This window comes from Shewanella algae (assembly GCF_009183365.2).
Lineage (GTDB): Bacteria > Pseudomonadota > Gammaproteobacteria > Enterobacterales > Shewanellaceae > Shewanella > Shewanella algae.
The window spans coordinates 1,824,875-1,840,309 of the sequence record NZ_CP068230.1; the positions used below are offsets into that span (position 1 = coordinate 1,824,875).

16 protein-coding genes and 1 pseudogene are annotated in these 15,435 nt (G+C 47.9%); 11 read left to right on the top strand and 6 right to left on the bottom strand.

Translation table 11 applies throughout. The features are described from left to right. The first annotated feature begins 47 nt into the window (after window positions 1-47). Both nagA and E1N14_RS08105 read left to right on the top strand, forming a co-directional pair. Window positions 48-1,169, top strand: a complete 1,122-nt coding sequence (gene nagA / locus E1N14_RS08100; RefSeq protein ID WP_081782891.1) for an N-acetylglucosamine-6-phosphate deacetylase — start codon at window positions 48-50, stop codon at window positions 1,167-1,169. Window positions 1,170-1,258: 89 nt separating this feature from the next. Beyond that, window positions 1,259-2,626: an MFS transporter gene (locus E1N14_RS08105; protein WP_037436631.1), complete on the top strand. Its 1,368-nt coding sequence runs from the start codon at window positions 1,259-1,261 to the stop codon at window positions 2,624-2,626. 4 nt (window positions 2,627-2,630) lie between these two features. Here E1N14_RS08105 and E1N14_RS08110 read toward each other — a convergent pair whose 3' ends face one another. Together E1N14_RS08110 and E1N14_RS08115 are read right to left on the bottom strand one after the other, a co-directional pair. After that, on the bottom strand, window positions 2,631-2,933 hold the full coding sequence (locus E1N14_RS08110; RefSeq protein ID WP_025009838.1) for an AzlD domain-containing protein: 303 nt from the start codon (window positions 2,931-2,933) through the stop codon (window positions 2,631-2,633). Beyond that, window positions 2,930-3,700, bottom strand: a complete 771-nt coding sequence (locus E1N14_RS08115; RefSeq protein WP_243888828.1) for an AzlC family ABC transporter permease — start codon at window positions 3,698-3,700, stop codon at window positions 2,930-2,932. Before E1N14_RS08115 ends, E1N14_RS08110 begins: the two co-directional genes overlap by 4 nt. 234 nt (window positions 3,701-3,934) lie before the next feature. Between E1N14_RS08115 and E1N14_RS08120 the strand changes: the two genes are divergently transcribed. After that, window positions 3,935-5,749 (top strand): site-specific integrase, encoded by a 1,815-nt coding sequence (locus E1N14_RS08120; RefSeq protein WP_062793642.1) that lies wholly within the window; start codon window positions 3,935-3,937, stop codon window positions 5,747-5,749. 56 nt (window positions 5,750-5,805) lie between these two features. On the opposite strand, the gene E1N14_RS08125 is transcribed toward E1N14_RS08120, so the two are convergent. Together E1N14_RS08125 and E1N14_RS08130 are read right to left on the bottom strand one after the other, a co-directional pair. Beyond that, on the bottom strand, window positions 5,806-8,478 hold the full coding sequence (locus E1N14_RS08125) for a phage/plasmid primase, P4 family (RefSeq protein ID WP_062793641.1): 2,673 nt from the start codon (window positions 8,476-8,478) through the stop codon (window positions 5,806-5,808). Between the two features lie 140 nt (window positions 8,479-8,618). Continuing rightward, window positions 8,619-8,936 carry a helix-turn-helix domain-containing protein gene (locus tag E1N14_RS08130; RefSeq protein WP_025009839.1) on the bottom strand — a complete coding sequence of 106 codons (318 nt, stop codon included), beginning with the start codon at window positions 8,934-8,936 and terminating at the stop codon, window positions 8,619-8,621. Between the two features lie 926 nt (window positions 8,937-9,862). Here E1N14_RS08130 and E1N14_RS08135 point away from each other — a divergent pair. Both E1N14_RS08135 and E1N14_RS08140 read left to right on the top strand, forming a co-directional pair. Next, complete coding sequence (locus E1N14_RS08135) at window positions 9,863-10,201, top strand: hypothetical protein (protein ID WP_152134887.1); 339 nt, start codon at window positions 9,863-9,865, stop codon at window positions 10,199-10,201. Window positions 10,202-10,317: 116 nt separating this feature from the next. Then, on the top strand, window positions 10,318-11,250 hold the full coding sequence (locus E1N14_RS08140; protein WP_025009841.1) for a DUF5655 domain-containing protein: 933 nt from the start codon (window positions 10,318-10,320) through the stop codon (window positions 11,248-11,250). A gap of 281 nt (window positions 11,251-11,531) precedes the next feature. Here the strand turns inward: E1N14_RS08140 and E1N14_RS08145 are convergent, their stop codons facing one another. Continuing rightward, window positions 11,532-11,897, bottom strand: coding sequence for a hypothetical protein (locus tag E1N14_RS08145; protein ID WP_025009842.1), 366 nt, complete (start codon window positions 11,895-11,897; stop codon window positions 11,532-11,534). Between the two features lie 304 nt (window positions 11,898-12,201). Between E1N14_RS08145 and radC the strand changes: the two are divergent. From radC to E1N14_RS08175, 6 genes and pseudogenes are all read left to right on the top strand, one after another. Next, window positions 12,202-12,573 (top strand): annotated as a pseudogene (gene radC, locus E1N14_RS08150) (RadC family protein); the annotation flags it as partial. After that, a complete protein-coding gene (locus E1N14_RS08155) occupies window positions 12,570-13,007 on the top strand; it encodes a DUF2787 domain-containing protein (protein ID WP_025009844.1) in 438 nt (145 codons plus the stop codon). The pseudogene radC and the gene E1N14_RS08155, both read left to right, overlap by 4 nt. Before the next feature lie 59 nt (window positions 13,008-13,066). Beyond that, window positions 13,067-13,258 carry a hypothetical protein gene (locus tag E1N14_RS08160; RefSeq protein WP_025009845.1) on the top strand — a complete coding sequence of 64 codons (192 nt, stop codon included), beginning with the start codon at window positions 13,067-13,069 and terminating at the stop codon, window positions 13,256-13,258. Window positions 13,259-13,392: 134 nt separating this feature from the next. Continuing rightward, on the top strand, window positions 13,393-13,938 hold the full coding sequence (locus E1N14_RS08165) for a recombinase family protein (protein WP_025009846.1): 546 nt from the start codon (window positions 13,393-13,395) through the stop codon (window positions 13,936-13,938). Between the two features lie 8 nt (window positions 13,939-13,946). After that, window positions 13,947-14,489: a hypothetical protein gene (locus E1N14_RS08170; RefSeq protein ID WP_025009847.1), complete on the top strand. Its 543-nt coding sequence runs from the start codon at window positions 13,947-13,949 to the stop codon at window positions 14,487-14,489. Window positions 14,490-14,560: 71 nt separating this feature from the next. Further along, window positions 14,561-14,911, top strand: coding sequence for a hypothetical protein (locus E1N14_RS08175; RefSeq protein ID WP_152134888.1), 351 nt, complete (start codon window positions 14,561-14,563; stop codon window positions 14,909-14,911). Between the two features lie 34 nt (window positions 14,912-14,945). On the opposite strand, the gene E1N14_RS08180 is transcribed toward E1N14_RS08175, so the two are convergent. After that, window positions 14,946-15,347, bottom strand: coding sequence for a hypothetical protein (locus E1N14_RS08180; protein ID WP_025009849.1), 402 nt, complete (start codon window positions 15,345-15,347; stop codon window positions 14,946-14,948). Window positions 15,348-15,435 lie beyond the last annotated feature (88 nt).

Genomic DNA, 15,435 nt, shown 5'->3' on the forward strand with positions numbered 1-15,435 from the left:
AGGCCCCGTTCTGGATTGGTGCCTATGGTGCCCTGCTCGGGCCGCAAATGAGCCGCAGTAGTGAGGTTTGGCTGCGGATAGTCGATGGCCGTATTCATACCATTGCCAAGGCGCCCAAGGAAGGTGAGGCGGCAACTCACTATGCAGGCCTTCTGGTTCCCGGTTTTGTCGACACTCAGGTCAACGGTGGTGGTGGCCGCATGTTCAACCGGCAGCCCAGCGTTGAGACGCTTAAGCTGATGTTGGACGCCCATGGCCGTTTCGGCACCACCAGCATGTTGCCGACGCTTATCAGCGACGATATCAGGGTAATGCAAGCGGCACTTGCGGCGGCCATCAGCGCCAGGGAAGCCGGTCTTGACGGCATAGCCGGGATCCATTTTGAGGGGCCGCATCTGTCACTGGAGCGTAAGGGGTGCCACAGTGAAGCACGCTTAAGAGAGCTTGGCGATATTGAGTTGGCGCTCTACGCCGAGGCTGTGTCCCAACTGGGTGTTTGTGTGGTGACTCTGGCTCCCGAGAGGGTAGGGCCTGAAGATGTTCGCCGCCTGGTGGCGCTCGGTGTCAGAGTGTCGTTGGGGCATTCCAATGCCAATGCCGAAACCGTGATGACGGCGCTGGATGCCGGAGCCAGCGGCTTTACCCATCTTTATAACGGCATGTCACAGCTGGAGTCGCGTGCTCCCGGCATGGTGGGAACGGCGCTCAGTGACCCAAGGGCATTTTGCGGCATTATTCTCGACGGTCATCATCTGCACCCGGTCAGCGCCACTCTCGCCTGGCGTGCCAAGGGGAGTCGACGTTTGATGCTGGTAACAGATGCCATGTCGTCTGTGGGCTCTGAAGAGCAGGAGTTTGAATTTTTCGGCGGTAAAGTTGTGCGCCGCGGTACTGAGCTCAGGGATCTCAACGGCTCTTTGGCCGGCTCAGTATTGGAGATGACAACGGCGGTTCGCTATGCCGTCAAGGTGCTGGGGATCCCGCTGGAGCAGGCCGTTGCCATGGCCAGCAGTACTCCAGCCGCTTTTGCCGGGCTGAATGACAGAGGCATGTTGGCCGAAGGCATGCGGGCTGACTTGCTGCTGCTTGACGATGCCCTGTATCAGTCAAAGCGCTGGCAAGGCGGCAGGCTTGCAGCGGGCGCCGAAGTTCGCAGCAAAAGCGTTTGAAAAATAAGCAGCTTCAAGGGACATCTGTCCTTGGCAGCAGCTGGATAATCATTGACAGAGAATAACAATAACAAGAGGAGATGCCGACAATGGACAATAACACCCTGAATAGAGGAGGCGGTACTTTACTGCCCATGGTGCTGATTGGAATACTCTTTTTTGTATTCGGCTTCGTAACCTGGCTCAATGGTGCACTGATCCCTTTTCTGAAAATCGCCTGTGAACTCAATGAGCTGCAAGCTTATCTTGTGGCCTTTGTATTCTATATCGCTTACTTCGTGATGGCCTTGCCTATGTCCGGGCTGTTGACCCGTTTCGGTTACCGTGCCGGGCTACAGATTGGCCTTGGGGTAATGGCGAGTGGCGCACTGCTGTTTATCCCTGCGGCGCTGAGCCACACCTTTGGCCTGTTTTTACTGGCGTTGTTTGTTCTGGGAACCGGCCTTACCATACTGCAAACCGCGGCCAATCCATACATTGTTTGCATTGGTCCGCGAGAAAGCGCCGCCATGCGGATCAGCTGTATGGGCGTGGTCAACAAGGGCGCCGGTTTTATTGTTCCTTTGGTGTTCAGTGCCTGGGTGCTGACAGGTATGGATGCTTTTACGCCGGAAGCGTTGGCACAGCTCAGTGAGCTTGAGCGCACTGCGGCATTGGAGCAACTGTCTGCCCGCTTGGTGCAGCCTTACCTGGCGATGGCGGTTGTCTTGGCTCTGTTGCTGCTGTATGTGCGATTTTCGCCTCTGCCCGAACTGCAACTTGAACAGGGCTGCCAGGTCAAAAGCTGTGACAGCTTGGTACCGAGAACAGATTGGCGCGCCATTCTGGCCTATCCTCAGGCTATTCTCGGAGCACTGACTCTCTTTATGTATATAGGTGCCGAAGTGATTGCCGGTGACAGCATAGGCCTCTATGGCCAGCATCTTAAAGTGGCCGAATTTGGCATTCTGACCTCCTACACCATGGGATTTATGGTGCTGGGCTATTTGCTCGGCATACTCTTGATCCCAAGAGTAATGAGTCAGCGCAGCGCTTTGGTGGGCTCGGCGCTGGCTGGGTTGGTGTTTACTTTGGGGATCATGCTTGGAGATGAAACCAGCATGCAGCTGTCGAGCCTCTTGCTCGAACCTTTGGGGATAATGCCGCTGCCGGATCCCTTGCTTTACCTTGCGCTACTTGGCTTTGCCAACGCCTTGGTCTGGCCCGCTGTCTGGCCGCTGGCGCTGGAAGGGCTCGGCCGCCTGACTGCTGTGGCCTCGGCACTGCTCATCATGGGCATAGCCGGTGGCGCCTTGCTGCCCTTGCTCTATGGCGCCTTGGTGCATCAGGGTGTGCCTCATCAAAGCGCCTACGGGATCCTCCTTCCCTGCTATGGGATGATCCTTTATTACGCCGTTGCCGGCCACAAGCTGCGGGCCTGGTCGGGAGCGGCCGCCACCAAAGCCGTGATTGACTGAGACCTCAGTAGATCCAGAAAAATACCGCCATGCTGACGATAGTGGTCAGCAGGGTGTTGCGGGTCAGCAGTGCCAGTAAGGCCGCCAGCAGTGCACAGCTGAGGTAGGGATTGCTCAGGCTCAGTTGCAACTCGCCGTCTCGCAGAAACACTATGGGGGCGAAGATGGCGCTTAATACCGCCGGCGCTGAAAAGCCAAGGAAAGCCTGGGTTTTCTTGCCAAGCCGTATCGGCAGCCCGGGCTCAAGCAGTAAATAACGGCTGAGTATCACCAACAGCGCCATTGTCAGTATGGTTAACCAAATCATGCCTGCTCCTCGCCTTTATCTTGTGTTGTCTCAACCGGTTTAACAGGACTGCTGCCCAAGAGGCTTTGATAGATATACCCCACAGCCATGGCGGTTACGGCGGCGATCAGCAGGCCACCCGGGATAGCCAGTGCTTCACACAGGACGCTCAGCAACATGGCCGTGAGCACACATAAGGCGGTGGCAACATTGACTATCCTCGGCACCACCAAAGCGATAAAGGTGGCTGCGATGGCAAAATCCAGTCCCAGAGAGCCGAGATTATCCATAGAGCTGCCGGCAAGAATTCCGGCCAGGGTTGCCAGATTCCAGCCAAGATAAAAACTCAAACCAGCTCCCAGGGCGTACCAGGGCCTAAGGGGACTTTCCTTGCTTTGATTGGCAACCGCAAAGAGTTCATCCGTGAGCAGAAAACCCAGTGTCAGGCGCCAGCGCAGAGGTAAAGGGCTGATGGCTGGACGCATCGCCATGGCATACAGCAGATGACGCGAGGTAATCAATGCCGTGGTAACCAAAATGGCCAGTAGGCCTGAACCTGCCTTTATCATTCCGAGGGCGACCAACTGCGCCGAGCCTGCGAAAACAAACAGGCTCATGGCTTGACTCTCTAAGGCGCTGAGTCCGGTTTCCAGTGCCAGCGAGCCGGCCAATATTCCCCAGGGGATAACAGCTAAAGTCAGCGGCATTACCGCCAGGGTACCCCGTAAAAATTCGCGGCCCCGGTTAAGTTCCTGAACGCATGATGATTGCTGATTGTGAATGGTCAATCTTGACTCCATCTTGATGATTTTTCTGTTTGAACAAATTGGCCCGGAGTGGTGCCGAATGCCCGTTTGAATTGACGGTTCGAATACATCCGTCATTGCCAAGTCTAAAGACTCTGATCTTATGGTTAGGTTTTTGCTTTTATAATCATAACACTTTGAATTATAGTGGATGAATAAGTCAATGTTCCCAACCTTTGGCACCTTGGGGTGGTACAAAAAGGTGGTACAAAAGAGATGGCATTTATGATTCAACCTAAGCCCGATCCTAAGACCGGTGTATACAAGGTCAGGAAGGTCATTCCTGTCGAACTCAGACCCTTCCTTGAAGGTAAATCAGAGTTAAAACGCAGTCTCGATACCAAGGATGCCAAAGAAGCAAAGCAAAGGGCATCTGCAGCAGTTGCGGAATTGGAAGCGTTGGTTGCAACGGCGAGGATCAGGCTTGCTAACCAAGAGCAAGAATGCACCATCAGTAATAGCGACTTAGATGCTATCGTATCTCGTTGGGTGACCTATGAAGCCTCCAGGCTTGACCAGCCCGAGATATTGGCCCGTTACATCAGGGAGACTGATGAAGGAGTTGAGTACAATCATGACTTGTTTGAGGAGCTTGAAGAAGCAGCTCTCAGCAATTACTACGTACATGGCAGGGAAGCCGTAGAGAAGAAATTTGTTAAACATATGGCATCATTCATCGATGAAGCCCTGATGCTATCTGGGCTCAGTCTATCTGCTTTCAAACCGAGGCTCTACCTTGCCAAGGCTCTTGCAAAGCAATGTAAAACGTTTTGTAGTTCGGCTTTTGATAGGGAAGGGGTGGCACGTCGTGATGCAATACGAGGCTTGCCCTATCGGGGACCTTTCACTCAAACATACCCTGTTTCTAACCAGTCGACTCTGCTAAAAGGTATTCATCAAGAATTGGCCGACATGGGATTTACGGTCCTTTCTGATGCAAACGAGTCATACCGAGCTCAAGTAGATAGTCCAGAGGGGGCTATCTCTAACCAGTCAACCCTCCGTCAACTGTTTGAATGGGTTAACACCCAAAAGGGAATGACTTTTGATGGTTTCAAGTTACACAGATGGTTGCAAGATAGGACGCAACCTTGTAATCGAGCAGTTGAGTTCTTCGGTGATAAACCTATAGGTAGCATTGGCAAGCTTGAGCTCCGGAGCTTCTTTACCTTTATCATTACATGCCCAGTAAAGCCTAAAGCGGATATCAGAAGGTTGCCTTTTGCAGAGCAAGCCAAAGCAGCCAAAGCTCAAGGGCTAGCTACGATCACAGTTGCTACGGCTAAGAAAGAGTTAAATCTGATTTCAGGATACTTCCAAGAGGCGGTGAGGTTAGACGTTATCCCTTCCAATCCGTGCCATGGTGTATCCCCTAAGCCCCAAACCAAGTCATCATTGAGAGAGCGAGGCTATTCAGAATCCGAGGTGGCCAGGATCTTCTCCTTATCCATGTTTCGTGAGCTTGAACCTAAAACACTGGCTCGATATGGTGCAGCACCTTATTGGTTACCCGTTCTATTAGCCTACACGGGTGCTAGAGCTGAAGAAATCGCACAGCTATACGTTCGTGATATCGAGCAACTAGAGGCTAATAACTCGTTTTGGTACATCCACATTCGTGACGCTAGAGAAGGGCAGTCAGTGAAAAATAATGAAGCGAGAAAGGTGCCGATATGTGATGCATTGATTGAACTCGGTTTCATTCGGTACGTTAAATCACTTCCGCCACATGGTCGCCTGTTCCCGCTCTTGAAAGCAAATGCGGCTGGTAAGCTTCACAATGGGGTTGCGGTGTACTTAAAGCGGAAGTTTCAGGAAGCCAACATCGAATTGTTTGAAGAGCTTAAGCCTTTGCATGCGTTTCGCCACCGATTTATTACCCAGGCCCGTCAAGTTATGCGGGAGGATATTCAGAATGCAATCACAGGTCACTCCAATGCCGGTAATGTTGGTAGAAGATATGGAAGCTACGCAGATCTACACACCGCCATCAATAAGATGCCCCGTATAGCAATCCCTCAAATGTATTAGGAATACTAAGTGCTGTCAGGGGGCCTTCCCCCTGACGTACACTTTATTACCAATCTTTAGGCATGGTATTTAGGCTCAAGTGCAGTAACAACAGAGCTGTAGAAGTCATGGTTACCTTCCATCCTGGGTTTTAACATCAATCCCTGAATACAGGCCTTGTTCTGCTTCCTAACCTTGGTAAACCCTTTATCCTTTAGCCGCTTAGTCATGATGTTGCGAGTCATCTTCCAGTCACTATCTCTCTCTGCCCAACGACGGAAGGCGTCGTATAGCTCATCTGTTGCGATATAGCTCTCCGGTTCGCTTATGGTCATTTCTTCCAAGAAGTTAGCAAGCAGATCTGACTCATGACGATACTCATCAATTCCTGCTTGAATACTTGCTGGTAATGAGCCCTTAATGCTTCGCTCAAGCCACATTTGTACTCCCTTAATGGCCCAGTTGAGGATGCCCGGCAGCTCTGCGTAGAGCTTTTCCATAAGCTTTGGGTCTAACTGGTTACCAGTAAAGCTGGCGTTAAAGGGGAGCAAAATCATCCGTCGCCACATTCCAGGACTGGTATCACGAATAACCGGTTTGTGGTTACCGATTATCATCAGGGTGAACATGGGTCTGTACTCCAGCTCATGCTTGGCGTAGAGCTGCCTGGCAACAATGATGTCATCCCCAGTCATGGACTTAACCAAGTTCTCATCCATACGAGAGCCTTCAGGGAGCTCGTTGGCCACCACCAGCCGACTACCCACCAGCTTGGCAAGAGATGGATTGGGACCTTTACCACTGCCATTGGTTTGCAATAGCACATCACTGCTTATCTGGTGGTAGTAACTCCCCATCAGTCGTTGCAGGATGTTCATAAAGGTACTCTTGCCGTTACAGCCATGGCCATGCAAGAAGAACATCACTTGCTCATCAGTACGGCCGGTTAAAGTGTAACCAACAATCCGTTGCAGTAGCTGGCCATACTCCTTATCCCCACAGGTAATCTCATCGATAAACTGCTCCCAACGAGGGCAGATAGCCGATTCGTCATAGCTTACCTCACTACAGCGGCTGATATACATCTCTGGGCTTGGTGCCAAGAGTTTTGCTGTATTGAGGTCTATGACACCATTCCGGACACCAAACTTCATTGGATCACAGTTCAAAGTACTCGCTTTGATCTGGTGGCTCGATTTGTATACCTCCAGCATATCCACCAGCTTCTTACGCTCTAGGCTTTTGCGTCCAAACTGAATGTATTTATCGGCGAGTTTGAAAGCCTCCTCCTCATTGGCTGCTGCCGCTGCACACTTTTCCATCATACCGTGCTTGATGATATTGTTTCCTACCTCGCTGGCTGCCTGTAATTCAGAATCCATTGTAGGTTCCCAGATGTTGTACTTGAAGCGATACATCTGACCAAATTCAGGAACAAAAGCAACGACGCGACCCCATAAAGTACTGAGCCGTTTGGCATTGCCAACGTCATTGAAGGTGTTTGGGTCTATGGAGTCCCAAATACTTGCAGTGGCTGCTGGTGTATCTTCAGCCTCTGCCGACGCTTCCTCTGGGCTGGCTTCCGCTGGTGGATAATGCGTACCGCACGTGCTGACTAACTCTTCAAGACTCAACGGGCTCTCGCCGCGAAGGTATTCATCGATATCCTTGCCATCACCTTCTGGCAAGGTCACTTGGATTAAGGATGGCAACCCTAGAGCGGCGACTCGTTCTCGATACTTGTTACCGGCATCATCATTATCGAAGAAGGTGATCAGTTGCCGATCTTTTAGTCGTTCAGCGAGCCAATTCAGTTGTGACTGACCCAACTGGCCATTGGTTGCCAGCACAGGACCTTGCCAGCCATGCTCTACCAAAGCCAGTAGGTCATGTTCACCTTCAACCAAGGCAACACAGCCCGAGCGGTCCATTGTATCTTGCCCATAAAACTGGATGTCGTTCAGCCAGTACTTCTTGGGCAATTGAAACTGCTTGGCTTTAGTGGGATCCTTAAAGGTAAAGCGGCAAATGTGTTTCTGCTCATCATAGTGAGGGAAGATGTAGACATCCTTGGGGAAGTAATCCCTGGGGCTAAATTGGCCTTTTTGCACCAGTCCAGAATCATAGAGCTCATCAAGATCGTATCCTTTAGCTGTTAGATGGCGCCAGAGTTCACCGCGGCTGTATCCAATTCCTAGGTCAATCAAAGTGTCTGAACTCAGCTTTCGCTTAGCCATCAGCCACGATAACGGCTTGCTGTCTTCCTCAATCATGGGTTCCCAATAGTACTCCCATGCATCCTCCAGCAACGCCTGACGTTGCTCCAACTGCTCCGGGGTCAACTGAGGAACGTCTTGAGCTGCTCTGGTGGTTTGTGGGCGGGGCTGGGTGTTGATGGTAACCCCTTTAATCTCACCACTTAGCAGTTTGTTGGCGGCATCAGAGGCATTTTTAGCGAGCTTACAGGTTACTAAAAAGCTAAAGATGTCCCCATGCTCATTACATGAATAGCAGTGATAGTGCTGCTCTTCAGAGTCGGTATGGTAAATCTTAAAGCAGCCTTTATGACCACAGAAGGGGCATACATCGTCGTCAAGTTGGCAGCAGTCGGATTGCGTTGGCTTGATGTTGTTGCCGGTTAGCTGGCAAATCAGTTCTGGCAGATCGAACATGGCCTTAATGCCAGCAAATCCAAGCTGTTTCAGAGTTGGTTGGGTATTACAGGTAAGAGTTGAACATAATGATGTCATAAGGACATCTCCTTGAAACTAAGGCCAGCAGATTAAAATAACTATTGAGAAAACCTGCTATTTTGGCCTTCGAGCCTTGTTTGGGCTCTTCCCCGGCAGGATTACCTTCCTAGGTTGCCTGCTGGGGCATTTACACCTCATCAATCGAATCTACGTTGATAAAGGTTAACCGACTGCATTCCGGCAGCGGTGATACTAGTCTGTCTGGTGATTAAGCCAGCCAGTTCCAAACGCCTGATATGACGCCTGGCAGTTCTTAGTGAATATCCACAACGCCTGGCCAACAGTTTGGCGAGGCTGATATTGCCGGTTTGCAGTAATCCACTTTGGACTGGCAATCGGCTAACCTCGAAGAGGGTCTTTCCCAACTGGTTCTTCAACAGCTCAAAGGGCACTTTGAAGTTATCAGTTGTATTACCTTGTACCGACACCTCCTTGCTAACATCTTGATTAAACATAGTGATCTCCCAGAGGGCATTTTGTGTCACCCCCTTGTTACTTATAGTTTTAATCGATTTTGACAAGCCATGAAAGCCCCTAAATGACGTTTACAGGAGGATTCGGCAAAACCGCAAGCTAGACTTGGAGATTTGCTTACATGAAATTTATTCATGAATATGAAGCATGATTTTCGAAATGGTTATAACGCAGGTATCACAATGGGTTAGCGGAGTTGTAGGTCAGTTGATGTCATACCTTACTCAGCCATCCTGACCCTCTGCTGAAAAATCGGCAATCTGACTAAAGTATTCTTATCTTTATTCCCTTAGGGACTTTTAAGAAATCATTAGAAAATTGGCAGAGCAATGCCCTAAATCCTTCAAAATGCTGACTACTCTTGGGTTTTGGGGAAACAGGCTCCAAAGCAAAATCGGCATAGGCCAACTTGGGGAGATTGCGGGGGAGAAGTGAGATGTGTCCATAGGGAAAATCTGTGAAATAACAACTGGTCAGTAAAAGGGGCTATTGGTAGACTTCCCATTTAACATCGTCTTAAAATGCTAATTCACATATCTTATACCATAAGAATTCTGGCTGAAAAATAAACAATATGAGACCGAGCGTACTTAGCGAGACAATCCATAACGATAAACCATTAGCAAATAAACGACGATTACTCGTTGGATTGTCTATGATATTAATTTGCATGTATTTTACTGGTGCCAAGGTGTCTGAGGCGAGCACACCGTTCCTTAAAGTGACCTTCGCGAATGTCAGTAATATTACAAATCTACTATTACTCTCTACTTGCTTCGTACTGATCAGGTATTACTCGTATGCGTGCATTTATCAAAGATCAGTATTTAAAGAGTGGACTAGCAAAATTTTAGATGATCCCTTCTTTTATCAATCTTGTGAGTACAGCGAACATGAGGAGGGTTATATGGTTAGTATTGCTCCAAGTTTCGCAGGGTATAATGATGAAGAATTTAGAATGGATGAAAGTTCGACACTTAAAGAGCGGTTCTTATTAAACTGGCTACTAAATGCTCAGATTCAATATGACTTAAGCTATGACTATGGCAGTCACAAATCTGAGCGTGTTTATCTTGTCAATATTAAACACCCCAAGAATTCGATTCTAGCATTATGTGTGGTTCTGAAACATTGGTGGGATGCCCAAGTGAGGTACCGAGAGTCACTGGATGTTTATGCTCCATATTTGATAGCTTTTACATCAATTGGATTGACCATATATCCTACTTTAAAGGAACTTGCTTAGTGTGAGATTTCCTCTCTATAAGGGAGTTAGTGAGTCTATCATTGGTGTATTTAAAGAGTAACATTCTCTGTTTCAGATGTTATCTCACCTGTATCTATGATTAAGGGGAACAAGGATTGAGCGATATCAAGCTGTTTAAGTGTAACTCAGATGAGGTGACTGAACTTGAAGGAAAGACTGCTGTGGTCGAAAGAGATTTACAGCAGTTGATTGAAAGAAATATGGAGGCTTGCCTCGGAGTTCGGTTTCTTGCCACTGAATACAACACTGGTAAGACCCATAGAGGCCGTATTGATTCGCTGGGATTAGATGAAAATGGTTGCCCGGTGATTATAGAGTACAAACGTCACACCAATGAAAACGTCATTAATCAAGGGCTGTTTTATCTCGATTGGTTGTTGGATCATCAGGCTGAATTCCAACTGTTGGTGATGAAGGTATTAGGTACCAAGGCTGCTGAAGGTATTGAATGGGAAGGCACTCGTCTTCTATGTATCGCTGGAGACTTTACCAAGTACGATGAACATGCTGTACAGCAGATAAATCGCAACATTGAACTGCTGCGTTATAAGTTGTTTGCCGATGATTTACTAATGCTGGAGTTAGTTAACGTTGTGGCTGCGTCAGGCCAGTTGTCAGGCCCAAAGAGCGAACTATCAACAAAGTCCAAGCAAAGGGCTTCTTATAACATGAAGACTCACTTGGAGCAGTTAGAACTGGCTCCAGCCTCCTTAAAACTCTTGTACGATAATGTAATAGACTTTGCTGCTAGCCTTGGAGATGACGTCCATTATAAGCAGCTCAAGCTGTACGGTGCGTTTAGGAGGATGAAGAACTTCATCTCTATCATAGTGTTGCCCAAGCAAGATCCAAAGTTGCAACTGTTATTGAAACTGGAACCTGAATCAATAGCGATGGAGGATGGCTTTAGCCGGGATGTCACTCATATTGGGCATTGGGGGACTGGTAATGTAGAGCTGACCATTAGGTCTCTTGAGGATTTAGAGAAATCAAAACCCCTTATTCAGAGGGCTTTTGAAGAAAACTAAATTAGATATGCAAAATTTATGCGATAGCTTTTCTTACCTTAAGTGTTTCATTTTTATGAAGTGGTGATGAATCGTTTTCAAAATCACTATTTATAAAGAAAACTCAAAGACTTAAGATAGCACTTTCGACGTTGTAGGGAATTATAAGTAAGACAGCTGAGACTGTGTCTTTCATAGCCCAAATGTTTGGTATGCTCATCTTCATTAGAAACAACTATTGGTAACTGATAGCTTAACACTTACTATCAGTTACACAGAAAAGCTATATATCGTCAAAGTAGTTAATCGTCAGACCATGTACCAGTTGATTGATAATGGATTATCTGCAACGTTATTATTCTTAGTTCCTCGAAACTTATATTAGTATGTGATGCATAAATCTTATCGTCCCGAGTTACAAGGATTGTATCGTGAATAAATCCCTTCGAAAGAAGAAACTGTGCAATTTCTTCCCGGTTGCGAAGTTCTCCTGTTTTCATCTCCCCTTGAAGATTCATTAGCTTACGATTGGGATCTTCTTCAAAAGGAACTATTTCTACAGAAAAGAATAGAAGTCTTGCTTCGTCGGCTCCTTTGATTTGAGCATCCCGGGATGTTTGGGTGAACTCGCCATCAACTAGTAGATGATCGTAGTTTATAGAAATCATTATAGTTCCTCAAAGTTTGATTTATTGTGTCTATAGGACACTATAGTGCTCCTATAGACATAATATGTCAATGGCTTTCTTCATAATGCTGGATCAGGACAGTATCTTCCTTATACCGTTAATCAATCGCATCCCTTTGAGGCATAAGAAACCTGAACTAAATCAATAGGAAGGGTTTGCTATGCAACTGACAATGAAACCGGCAGCCTCTAATGAAGGCAATGGTGAATACCAAGAGAGGGTCATTCGGGAGGCGATAAGCATCCTGGAGTCCCGATATCAGGACCACAATGTCAAAACAGCGGTGTTTACTTCTCCGCCTCTGGTAAAGGATTACCTTATGCTCCGGATGGCGGGGTACGAGAGAGAGGTGTTTGCCGTTCTGCTACTGGACAGCCAACACCGATTGATTGCTTGTGAAGAGCTGTTCTTTGGCACCATAGACGCCGCTGCTGTATATCCCAGAGAGGTGGTTAAGTTGACTCTTTCACGGAACGCCGCAGCGGTTATATTTGCCCATAATCATCCTTCAGGTATACCTGAGCCTTCCTCAGCCGACAGACGTATTACAGAGCGTCTGGTGAACGCTCTGGCCACTGTGGATGTGTCTGTGCTGGATCATCTGGTTATCGGGCAAGTGGATGTGGTGTCGTTTGCAGAGAGGGGCTGGTTATGATTGATAGTAAGCATATCGATTTGACCGAAGCCCGCCGGTGGCTACCCGTAAATGTCACTCTGAGTGGCATCTTACGGAGAACGTTGGAGGAACACCCTAATGTTCAATGTTCTGACGGCGTAACCCTCAATTTCCGAGATCCCAATTACTCAGTGGAGCATGGGGGCTATCACCCGGTTGAAATTCGACTGGAACGCTCTGACTCGGCTTCTGGATGGCGTTTGGTGTATATCACTGACTTTGCCTTCTTTGGCCAGATTTATCCTGAGTTGGAGAAAGAGTTGGACTTCAATCTATCAAATGGAACAGGGTATCAGGCTTACATGGGGGAGTATCCGCTAAACCACTTCCGAGGCCTTTACCGGATTTGGGAATCCAACTTCCGCTACTACCTAGGGTTAGGTGTCTATCAACTAACCGTCACTTGGGACTAAGCCTAAGACGTCCCTAACAACCAAATTGCAGTCAATTCGTCACTACATGGACCCATGTGGTGAGCCTTTGGCTGCCTGTTATCAACCATCAAAAGGAGAACATCATTAACGAACTACTCAGACGGGTCGCTAAAGCCGCACTACTGACCATAGTGCCGATACTTATCCAGGCCTTCACCGAACGCTATTTGTCCGACGAGGAAGCTTGGGAAGAGCCTCTTGATAAAGGAGATCAAGAGAACCGTAACTAACTGTATGCAAAGTCATTAAACCAAGCCTGTGTGACACGGTGGTAGAAGGACCCTTTCCCCGTGTCACATGGGTCCCTTTGCACCTTCTGAAGGGCTTGGTCAGTGTACCTTGCCCTATTGAACAGGAGTTATCTATGGCCGAAATAGGGTACGCCCGTGTATCTACTACGGGACAAAGCCTAGACGCACAACTGAAGGCATTAGCTGACTGCGACAAGGTATTTCAGGAGAAGGTTAGTGGAGCAGAGGGCGACCGACCTCAGTTAAAGCTGATGTTGGAGTTTGTCCGAGAAGGTGACGTCGTGATAGTCACCAAGTTGGATCGACTTGCACGGAACACTAAACATCTACTGGAGATAGCAGAGCTCTTGGAGAAGAAGAGGGTCTCCCTTCAAATCCAGAATCTGGGAATTGATACAGGGACCCCAACAGGAAAGCTAATGCTGACGATGGTTGGTGCTATCGCTACCTTTGAACGCGAACTGATGTTGGAGAGACAAGCAGAGGGGATTGCCTTGGCCAAACAACGAGGCAAGTACAAGGGACGAAAGCCAACAGCCATGCTTAAACGAAACCAAGTCATACCGTTGTTAGAGGAGGGACTGCCGAAGCCTGAAATAGCCAAGCGTGTCGGTATATCTCTGTCGAGTGTGCAACGGATAGCAAGAGAGCAGCAATAGAGGTTGTTATGACGAGAAAGAAGAAAGTGATTATTGGGTTGATAGCGTTTGTGGCTTTCAACGCATATGTCTATAAGGGGGCTCATTACGTTCCAGTTGGCAAAATGTTGGAGCTTAGTGAGGAATGTCGGCTGCTGGTGGGACCTTCTTCAAGACAGTATCCATCGTCTAAATACTACATCGCTAGTGAAGATGAGTTTGAGAAGGAGCTAGACAAGTTGAACATCATTGCACAGACATCTTATCAATGTCGTCAGTTTACTCCAGGCAGTCATGATGATACCGAATGTATTTTTGCCACTTACTGGGAGTCTTCAACAGCATCTGCATCAGAGAAGACAACAACAATTGATGCAATGAAAATCTTCGGGGCAAGACACGGAATGGGAATGAAAGAGCATTCTGAACGTTGTTTCAAGCAAATCCGTGATATCAGTTCTAGCAATGATCGGAGATTGAAGTCTGAAGCTTATGCAAGGAAAGAGGGGTATGGATGGCGGAACGTGTTTCCTGCTCTCCACTGGTACTATGAGACATTCCTAAAATGGTAAGAGCAATTAGACTATTCCTCTTTCCTGTTCTCGTTATTGTTCAATCATGTCCGAGTTACGCGAACGATTGGATGGAACAGCTCAAGCGTGTTTATGCCTGGAGAGAAGTCTCCGGACTTTGCTACGCCAAAGCACCGACATACCAGGATGATTGGAACAAGATGAAGCTCATTCAAGATAAGCAGATCATCATTTGGCAACGTATGATTAGGGATGAGCTCAGAGCGGCCTTGGCCCCAGAGCAAAGAGCAACGTTTTGGTTTGAACAACTGGAAAACCTTGCCCAGGTCTGGGCACCAACACAAGTGAGAGGGATGGATTGCGGCCCAAGCGATATAGAGTTTGTGGGAAAGCGAATGATGGCAGATCCGACATTCGCAAGGGCATTAGATATGGTTGTTCAGGAAGGGAAAAACAAGTAAGAAACTGGGCCTAGAACGGCCCAGAACTTGTTACTTAACGTTGGGCTTCATGTTTACCATTGCCATTACCAATATAGCGTTGTGAAAACAAAGTAGTCTGCCATCCACTGCTGGTATAGATCTGTTCCCAGGTATATACCCACCCTCCACGAGTTTGCACGATTGTTCTTTTATCTCCTTCAATAGGAGTGTTTGGAACTGGAACTGATAGGGTACTCACTTCTTTTGGTGATGATGTGCAAACCTTCCCTGAATAAGTAACCTGGACCTCAATACTTGGGTCAAAGTTTGGGTCGTCTATGCCATCCTGCACGGAGTAACCACTGGCTACAAACTCTGTATCGTTGGTAAGGCAAAGTCTATTGTCGCTCGCTAACGTGGTTTGAGAGAACACAACAGCTGAAACCAATGCCATTGCCACACTTATATTTTTCATATCAACTCCTTATGATTAACCAAAGTGCAACATCATGCTATCCGCTGTATGCTTTTTGTCCATATCACTAAAGTATTATCTCAGTAAC